The 8,397-nt window shown below is 70.8% G+C and carries 8 protein-coding genes and 1 pseudogene; 2 read left to right on the top strand and 7 right to left on the bottom strand.

What is annotated here, in order from left to right:
* The 4 genes and pseudogenes from CQZ88_RS19070 to acsA form a co-directional block, all read right to left on the bottom strand.
* Positions 1-164: biotin/lipoyl-containing protein (locus tag CQZ88_RS19070; RefSeq protein WP_146034332.1), on the bottom strand; the 164-nt coding region annotated here is incomplete at its 3' end.
* Between the two features lie 9 nt (positions 165-173).
* Positions 174-1,148 (bottom strand): alpha-ketoacid dehydrogenase subunit beta, encoded by a 975-nt coding sequence (locus CQZ88_RS19065; protein ID WP_102800159.1) that lies wholly within the window; start codon positions 1,146-1,148, stop codon positions 174-176.
* A complete protein-coding gene (gene pdhA / locus CQZ88_RS19060; RefSeq protein ID WP_374703830.1) occupies positions 1,145-2,080 on the bottom strand; it encodes a pyruvate dehydrogenase (acetyl-transferring) E1 component subunit alpha in 936 nt (311 codons plus the stop codon). Before pdhA ends, CQZ88_RS19065 begins: the two co-directional genes overlap by 4 nt.
* Positions 2,081-2,160: 80 nt before the next feature.
* Positions 2,161-3,995 (bottom strand): annotated as a pseudogene (acsA, locus tag CQZ88_RS19055) (acetate--CoA ligase).
* A 483-nt stretch (positions 3,996-4,478) separates the two neighbouring features.
* Here acsA and CQZ88_RS19050 point away from each other — a divergent pair.
* A complete protein-coding gene (locus CQZ88_RS19050) occupies positions 4,479-4,961 on the top strand; it encodes an adenosine-specific kinase (protein ID WP_029544028.1) in 483 nt (160 codons plus the stop codon).
* Between the two features lie 139 nt (positions 4,962-5,100).
* Here CQZ88_RS19050 and CQZ88_RS19045 read toward each other — a convergent pair whose 3' ends face one another.
* On the bottom strand, positions 5,101-5,760 hold the full coding sequence (locus tag CQZ88_RS19045) for a uridine kinase (protein WP_102800157.1): 660 nt from the start codon (positions 5,758-5,760) through the stop codon (positions 5,101-5,103).
* Between the two features lie 65 nt (positions 5,761-5,825).
* Positions 5,826-6,779 carry an NAD(P)-dependent alcohol dehydrogenase gene (locus tag CQZ88_RS19040; protein ID WP_006933536.1) on the bottom strand — a complete coding sequence of 318 codons (954 nt, stop codon included), beginning with the start codon at positions 6,777-6,779 and terminating at the stop codon, positions 5,826-5,828.
* 80 nt (positions 6,780-6,859) lie between these two features.
* On the opposite strand from CQZ88_RS19040, the gene CQZ88_RS19035 reads away from it, so the two are divergent.
* The gene (locus CQZ88_RS19035; RefSeq protein ID WP_006933534.1) at positions 6,860-7,510 is read left to right on the top strand and encodes a TetR/AcrR family transcriptional regulator; all 651 of its coding nucleotides are present in this window, start codon (positions 6,860-6,862) and stop codon (positions 7,508-7,510) included.
* A gap of 117 nt (positions 7,511-7,627) precedes the next feature.
* Here the strand turns inward: CQZ88_RS19035 and CQZ88_RS19030 are convergent.
* On the bottom strand, positions 7,628-8,397 hold a 770-nt coding region (locus tag CQZ88_RS19030; RefSeq protein WP_258008677.1), incomplete at its 5' end, for an acyl-CoA thioesterase II.

Below are 8,397 nucleotides of genomic sequence, written 5' to 3'. Positions count from 1 at the left end.
ACGACCCCGTCCCGCCAGATCTCGACCTCCACCTCGGCCTTGGCGGTGTCCACCGAGGCGATCACCTGGCCGCGCTCGACCGTGTCACCGGGCGCGACGCGCCATTCGGTCAGGGTGCCCTCGTCCATGTCGGCGCCGAGGGACGGCAGGGTGAACTCGAACACGTCGCCTCCTCAGCTCTCGCCCATCAGGGCCTGCACGGCGGCGACGATCTTCTCCGGCTGGGGAATGGCCGCCTGCTCCAGGTGCCGGGCGTAGGGCACCGGCACCTCCTCGCTGCACACCCGCGCCACGGGTGCGTCGAGGTCGTAGAACGCCTCCTCGGCGATCCGGGCGGTCACCTCTGCGGAGAGGCCGACGCTGCGCCAGCCCTCGTCGACGACCACCACCCGGTGGGTGCGACGGACGGAGTCCACGACGGTGGCCGTGTCCAGCGGGCGCAGCACCCGCAGGTCGACGACCTCGGCCTCGATTCCGCTGCCCGCCAGGGTTTCCGCCGCGACGAGGGACTTGCCGACGGTGCCGCCGTAGGCGACGAGGGTCACGTCGCCGCCCGGCCGGAGCACCCGCGCGCTGTCGATGTCGACCGGTTCGTCGGGGTCGATGTCGGCGGTGGTGTTGTAGAGCAGTGCGTGCTCGAACACGACGACCGGGTCCGGGTCCGCGAGAGCGGGGGCGAGCATGCCGCGGGCGTCCCGCACGGTCGCCGGGGCCAGCACCCGGATGCCGGGGATGTGCGCGTACCACGCCTCGAGGCTGTGCGAATGCTGCGCGGCCAGCTGCCGCCCGGCGCCGGTGGCCATGCGGATCACGATCGGCACGGAGAACTGGCCGCCGGACATGTGGCGCAGTGCGGCGGCGGTGTTCACGATCTGATCGAGGGCCAGCAGGCTGAAGTTGACGGTCATGATCTCGACGATCGGCCGCATCCCGCCGAGTGCCGCACCGATGCCCGCACCGACGAAGCCCAGCTCGGACAGCGGGGTGTCGCGGATGCGTTCGGGTCCGAACTCGTCGAGCAGGCCCTTGGTCACGGCGTACGTGCCGCCGTATCGCCCGATGTCCTCGCCCATGAGGGACACCCGCGGATCGGTGCTCAGGGCGTCGTGCAGCGCGGCGCGCAGGGCCTCGCGGTAGCTGAGTTTCACGGTGCCTCCCCGGCCGGTGTGGTCACGTCGCGGAGCAGGTCGGACTCCGGCTCCCAGGTGCCGGCCTCGGCGAAGGCGACGGCGTCGTCGACCTCGGCCACGGCCTGGGCGTCGAGCTGCCGGAACTGTTCCTCGGTGAGCAGAGTCAGCGCCTTCAGCCGCGCCGAGAACGTGTGGATGGGGCCGCGTTCCTTCCACCGTTCGACCTCGGTCTTGTCGCGGTAGAGCTCGGGGTCGAACATCGAGTGGGCACGGAATCGGTAGGTCTGGAACTCGAGGAACATCGGTCCGCCCGTGCTGCGGACGTGGGAGACCCCGGCCCGGGCCGTCTCGTGGACGGCGAGCACGTCCATCCCGTCCGTCCGGAGTGTGGGCACCCCGAACGCGGCGGCCTTGGCGCACAGGTCGGTCTGCGACTCGGACCGGGCCAGGGCGGTGCCCATGGCGTACAGGTTGTTCTCGCAGCAGAACAGCACCGGCAGCTGCCACAGGGCCGCGAGGTTGAGCGCCTCGTGGAACGCGCCCTCCGCCATCGCCCCCTCACCGAAGAAGCACGCGGTGACCCGCGGGATCTTCTGCATCTTGTCGGCCAGCGCGAGGCCCACCGCCAGCGGCAGGCCCCCGCCGACGATCGCGTTGCCGCCGTAGAAGCGGGTCGCGGCGTCGAACAGGTGCATCGAGCCGCCGCGCCCGCGGGAGCAGCCTTCCTGCTTGCCGAACATCTCCGCCATGATCGCGTTCATGGACAGCCCGTGGATCAGGGCGTGCCCGTGCTCACGGTAGGTGCCCACGACCGTGTCGCCCGGGTCGAGCGCGTGCAGCGCGCCGACCGCCACGGCCTCCTCCCCCACGTACAGGTGCAGGAATCCGCGGATCTTGCCGGCGCCGTAGAGTTCGGCGGCCTTCTCCTCCATCCGGCGGATGCGCAGCATGTCGGCCAGCAGCGCGAGCGCGAAGTCGCGATCGTAGGGGAATCCGGCGGCGCCCCCGCCGGCCTGCTCGGTGTCGCTGGTCATCCGGCCACCTCCGGGGTCTCGAGCGTCGACGTGTCGCCTTCCGCGAGGCCGAGTTCGCGGGCCTTGAGCAGCCGGCGCAGGGTCTTGCCGCTGCGGGTGTGCGGCAGCGAGTCGACGAACGTGAGTTCCTTGGGGCGACGGCCGCACCGAGCCGGACGCGGGCGTGCCCGATCAGTTTGCGGCGCAACGCGTCGTCGGGTTCGACGCCGCGCTCGAGGACGACGAACGCCTTCACCCGTTCGCCGAGGATCTCGTCCGGCACACCGATCACGGCGGCTTCGAGGACGGCCGGGTGTTCGGCGAGCGCGCTCTCGACCTCGAACGGTCCGATGAGATGGCCGGCGGACTTGATCACGTCGTCGGCGCGGCCGACGAACCAGAAGTATCCGTCGGCGTCGCGGCGCGCGAGGTCCCCGGTGAGGTAGAGATCGCCGGCGAAGCACTTGCGGTAGCGCTCGTCCTGGTTCAGGTAGCCACGGAACATCGACGGCCAGCCCGCCCGCAGCGCCAGTTCACCCTCGGTGTCGGCGGCGGTGACCTCGTGCACCGTGCCGTCCTCGTCGCGGCGGACGATCCGGGCGTCGACGCCGGGCAGGGGCCGGCCCATCGATCCGGGCTTGATGTCGAACGCCGGCGTGTTGGCGATCATGATGCCGCCGGTCTCGGTCTGCCACCAGTTGTCGTGGATGGGCAGCCCCAGCACCTCGGTGCCCCACCACACGGCGTCGGGTGCCAACGGCTCACCGACGCTGGCGACGAACCGCAGGTTCGGGAACCGGTAGCGTCCCGCGACCTCGGGTCCGGCGCGCATGAGCATCCGGATGGCGGTGGGGGCGGTGTACCACACGCTGATCTGCTGGTCCTGCAGGATCCGGTACCACCGTTCGGCGTCGAACTCGGCTTCGTCGACGATCGAGGTGACGCCGTGCAGCAGCGGCGCGACGATGCCGTACGACGTGCCCGTCACCCAGCCGGGATCGGCGGTGCACCAGTAGATGTCGTCGGGATGCAGGTCGAGGGCGTAGCGGCCGGTGGCGTAGTGGGTGACGACGGCGCCGTGCACGTGCAGCGCCCCCTTGGGGGTGCCGGTGGTGCCGCTCGTGAAGTGCAGCAACGACGGGTCGCCGGCGGTGGTGGGTGTGGGATCGGCGGCCGGCTCGGCGGCGTCGAGCAGGGCCCGTAGGTCGAGGGTGCCGGGAACGTCGGTGGCGGCGTCGTCGTCGCCGACGAGCAGCACGTGCTCGAGGGTCGGCACCCGGTCGCGCACCCCCGCGACGCGCCGGTGGTACAGCGCCTCCGTGGTCACCAATACCTGTGCGGAGCCGAGTTCGAGGCGGGTGAGCAGGGGTTCGGGACCGAAGGCCGAGAACAGCGGGGTGACGACCGTGCCGTTGCGCAGGGCACCGAGGACGGCGATGTACAGCTCGGGGATCCGGCCGGAGAACACGAACAGCCGGTCGCCCTTGCCGATTCCGAGGTCGCGCAGGACGCGGGTGAAGCGGCGGACGCGGTCTGCGAGGTCGCCGTACGACAACTCCGTGACGTCGATACGGCCCGTCGCGTCACCGGCACCGAGGAACCGGAGGGCGGGACGGTCCCGCAGCGGGCCGTCGGCGTGCCGGTCGACCGCCGACCAGGCGATGTTGCACCCCCCGCCCGGGGGGCCCGGCACCTGCGCCGCCGCCTCGTCCCACGTGAACCGGGCACAGGTGGCCTCGTAGTCCGACAGGTTCGGCGGGACCCGCAGGTCGTCGGCCGTCTTGCGGATCACCGCGTCGCTGCTGGTCGTCACGGCCGCTCCCTCCGGTGCAGATCGCGTCGAGCCGATCATGCGCCGCCCGGAACGGCCGGCATAGGGGCATTGGTCCCTCGGGCATCCGCCGCACGGGCGTGCGGGTGCTGCCCCGGACCCGCACGGACACGACGGGGAGCCCTCCGGGCCTTCGACCGTCCCGCGTTGCCGGCGCGCAGCGGTGCATGCCGGTGTGACTCACGGTGACGGCGATCCTGCCGAGGACCCCGTCGACGCAGGCTTCGGCTTCGGGCAGCCCCACCAGCCGAAGCCTGCGTCGGCGTCGGTCGCTGACGCGGTGCGGGACCGGCTGGGCGAGAACACCATCCGGGATGTTGCGTGCCGAGAACCCGAGCCGGTCCGATCCCGGATCCGGCCCTGCCAGCGCCGCACCCCAGCCGGGTTCGGCAGATCCGCTCCGGTCCTCTCCCGTTCTCCCGTCGTTGCCCCCGGGTTGCCCAGCGGGGCAGACTGTCTGTCGACGCTGGCCTGCCGAGCCGCAGGGCATCCGAGGAGGCGATCGTGGAGCTGCACATCGTGGCGATCGACAAGCCCGACGACATGAACGTCGTCGTCGGGCAGGCCCACTTCATCAAGACCGTCGAGGACCTGCACGAAGCACTGGCCGGGGTGAGTCCCCACCTCCGGTTCGGAGTCGCGTTCTGCGAAGCCTCCGGACCTCGCCTCGTGCGCTTCTCGGGCAACGACGACCGGCTCGTCGAATTGGCCAGGCGCAACGCCCTGGCGGTCGGCGCAGGCCACTCGTTCTTCGTGTTCGTGGAGGACGGCTATCCGGTGAACATCCTGAACACGCTGAAGCAGGTACCGGAGGTATGCGGCATCTTCTGCGCCACGGCCAACGCCGTCGAGATCATCGTGGCCGAGACGGAGCTCGGCCGAGGCATTGCCGGGGTGATCGACGGGAACCCACCCCTCGGCGTGGAGACGAGCGCCGACGTCGCCGACCGCAAGGCACTGCTGCGCACGATCGGTTACAAGCTGTGACCGCCCGTGCGCCCCATGACGCGCACAGGGCCCCCGGGGCGAGGATGTAGCGCTCGTTGACCGGTCGAGGCTCGACGTCGGGGCCCGGTGTGCGTGCGATCGCCCGCCGCCCGGGATCGGGACCCACCCGCCGACCGGCTCATTGCCGCTGACCGGATCGCCGGTCCCCGTTCCCGGACCGGGCCGCACCGGCGGCGTGCATCGCCGGGCGATCCGGATGGTCGTACCGCACGACGATGTCGGCCTCCGCGGCCGCGGCGGCGTCGTGCTCGAGCAGCGGCGGGATCGTCCAGCGGTCCTCGTCGGGCGTCAGCCGGCCCAACGCGGCCCGCGACATCGCCAGGTGCACCGCGACGTCGAAGGCGAGTCCGCGACCGAGCAACATCGGGCCGGCGACCACGAGCACCTGACCGTCGGGAGCGTCCACCCGGCGGGCACGAGCCGACCGGTCCCCCGCCTCGTCCCACAACCGCGGCAGCCATCGCTTCCTTTCGTGAAGTCCCCGAACGACTTCGCGGTCGAGCGCGCCGTAGTCGAACCAGTTCGTCCGGTAGCTCTCGTAATCGGTGCGTCCGTGCTCGAAACGGAGCGAGGCCGGGCGCACGAAGTCGTGGAGCGACAGCACTGCCGCCGGCCGGCCCTCGACGCGCAGGCGCGCGGCGACCTCCTCCGCAAGGTTCAGCGGTGCGGCCGCGTCGGCGGCAGAGATCCCGACGCACACCCGTCGGCGGTGCCCGGCTGCGCGTTCGGCGATGACGCCGGCCAGATCGGCCGGGTTGATCGGGGTGAACATCGTCATCGGCCCAGTTTCCGCCATCGCAGGGCCACCCGCTCGACAGAATCCTCGGCTTCGGCGTGGTGCCGTCACCCCGCGGGCCGGACGATGATGTTGCCGACCTTGTGGCCGGAGTCCACTCGCGTGTGGGCCGATACGATCTGGTCGAGACCACCGATGTCGTCGGTGACGGCGACGAGCCGACCGGCGGCCGACAACTCCAGGAGGAACTCGACGTCCTCGGGTCGCTCGGGCGCAGCACCCGTCTTGACATCGGCGCCGGGGCGCATGGTCTCCCATAGGTTTGCCACCGCAAGCAACAGAACGCCCCCGTCGGCGAGGAGCTTCCGTCCGGACGAGGGGGTGAGGTTGCCGACAGTGTCGAGTACGACGTCGAAGCGGTCGGTCAGGTCGGACACATCGGTGACCGTGTAGTCGATGACCTTGTCGGCGCCGAGGTCGGAGACGAGGCCGAGATTGGCGGTGCTGGTGACGGCCGTGACGGTGGCGCCGAAATGCTTGGCCAGCTGAACGGCGTTGGTTCCGATCGCGCCCGACGCCCCGTTCACGAGCACAGAATCGCCACGTCCCGGTGAGGCCTTGTCTCGCAGGAAGTGCAACGCGGTGGTCCCGCCGAAGAGCAGCGCCGCCGCATCCGGGTGAGTGACCGCTGCCGGTTTGCGAACCACCCGCTCCGCCGGGACCGTGACGTATTCCGCGTGCGCCCCCATTGCGAGTCCGGTCATGCCGCACACTTCGTCGCCACGGGTGTACCCGCCGGCCCTCGCGCCGACCGACTCGACGACACCGGAGAAGGTGCCGCCCAGGATCTTTCGCCTGGGCCGGAACACGCCGAACATCAGCCGGGCGAACGGGCCGAATCCGCGGGGGAAGCGGGCCGCGCGGATCCGCGAGTCCGCGGCCGTCACGGCCGCGGCGACGACGCGGACGAGGACTTCCGTGTCCCGGGGGACCGGAGTGGGCACCTCCGCGACGCGGACGACGTGCGGTGGCCCGTACCTGTCGACGATTGCGGCCTTCATGAGCCCTCCCTTACGGATGTAAGTCTTGTCCGGGAAGACTAGGCTTACGCCTGTAAGTACGCAAGAGTCGTGAGGGAGACATGAACGAACGGCCGGGGCTGAGCCGCATCGGGATCATCGAGGCCGCGGTTCGCGTAGCCGACCGCGGCGGCCTCACCGCGGTGAGCATGCGCAACGTCGGCAAGGAACTCGGCGTGGAGGCGATGTCTCTCTACCACCACGTCGCCAACAAGGACGATCTGCTCGATGGGCTCGCGGACTGGATCTTCGCGGGAATCGTGCTGCCCGGACCGGGCGAACCGTGGCGGCCTGCGATGTTGCACCGGGCGACCTCGGCGCGGAACGTGCTCGCCCGGCATCCCTGGGCGCTGACCTTGATCGAGTCCCGCCGTTCGCCCGGTCCGTCGCTCTTGCGGCACCACGACGCCGTGCTCGGTTGCCTGCGCACGAACGGCTTCCCGGTTGCCCTTGCGTCCCACGCCTTCTCGGTGATCGACGCATACGTGTACGGCTTCGTGCTCACCGAACTGAAACTGCCCTTCGCGTCGGCGGACGGCGCCGAGGAGTTCGCCTCGGAGATCGACGTGCCGGCCGACGCCTACCCCTACCTGGCGGAAATGATCGGCGAACTGGTGATCGGAAAGGACTACTCGTTCGCGGACGAGTTCGACTACGGACTGGGGCTGATCCTCGACGAACTCGACCGCCGCCGCCGCCGGGTGGAGGAATGAGAAACGCCCCACGCGGGGACGAGGGACTGCGCGGCAGGCGGCGGACCGAGCGGTGACGGCGAGGCGCGTGTGTCCGCGCCCCCGCGGCCGGCGGGGGCTCGGACACGGTGGCCCACGTCAGCCGCGGCGCGGGAAATGACGGATCAGCCCCTCCTGCACGACCGTCGCCACGAGTTCCCCCTCGAGGGTGAAGTAGCGGCCCGTCGCCAGCCCGCGCGATCCCGCCGCGACCGGGGACTCGGTGGCGTACAGAATCCACTCGTCGAACCGGACCGGCCGGTGGAACCACATGGAGTGGTTGACGGTGGCGGCGACGATCCGGTCCAGCCCCCAGGACAGCCCGTGGGTGGTGAGGATCGAGTCGAGCACGGTGGTATCGGAGCTGTAGGCCAGGGTGGCGGCGTGCAGGAGCGCATCCTCGGGCAGCGCGCCGTCGGCGCGCATCCACACCCGGTTGTGCGAGAGACGTTCCCCGGTGCCCTTGAGGATCCAGGCGGGGTCGTTGGCGTACCGCATGTCGATCGGCTTGAGGGCGTTGACGAAGTGCGGCAGGTGATCCTCGAACCCGGACAGGTGGTCCCCGAGCGGCGGCAGCACATCGGGGTAGGGCACCTCGGGAACGCTCACCGCATGTTCGAGCCCTTTGCCCCACCGCTGGAAGGCGGCGAGCATGACGAACAGCTCCTGGCCGTTCTGGGAGGCGGTGACCATGCGGTTCGCGAAATCCCGGCCGTCGCGGTGCCGGACCACCCGGTACTCGATCGGCGCCTTGACGTCGCCGCCGCGGATGAAGTGGGCGTTGAGCGCGTGCACCGGCCGGTCCCCGACCGTGCGGCCGGCCGCGATCAGGGCCTGAGCGACGAGCTGGCCGCCGAAGGTGCGGCTGC

This window comes from Rhodococcus sp. ENV425, from assembly GCF_002887785.1.
GTDB classification, from domain to species: Bacteria; Actinomycetota; Actinomycetes; order Mycobacteriales; family Mycobacteriaceae; genus Rhodococcus; species Rhodococcus aetherivorans.
Note: the sequence above shows the minus strand (reverse complement) of the source record. Positions and strands in the feature narration are given on the sequence as shown.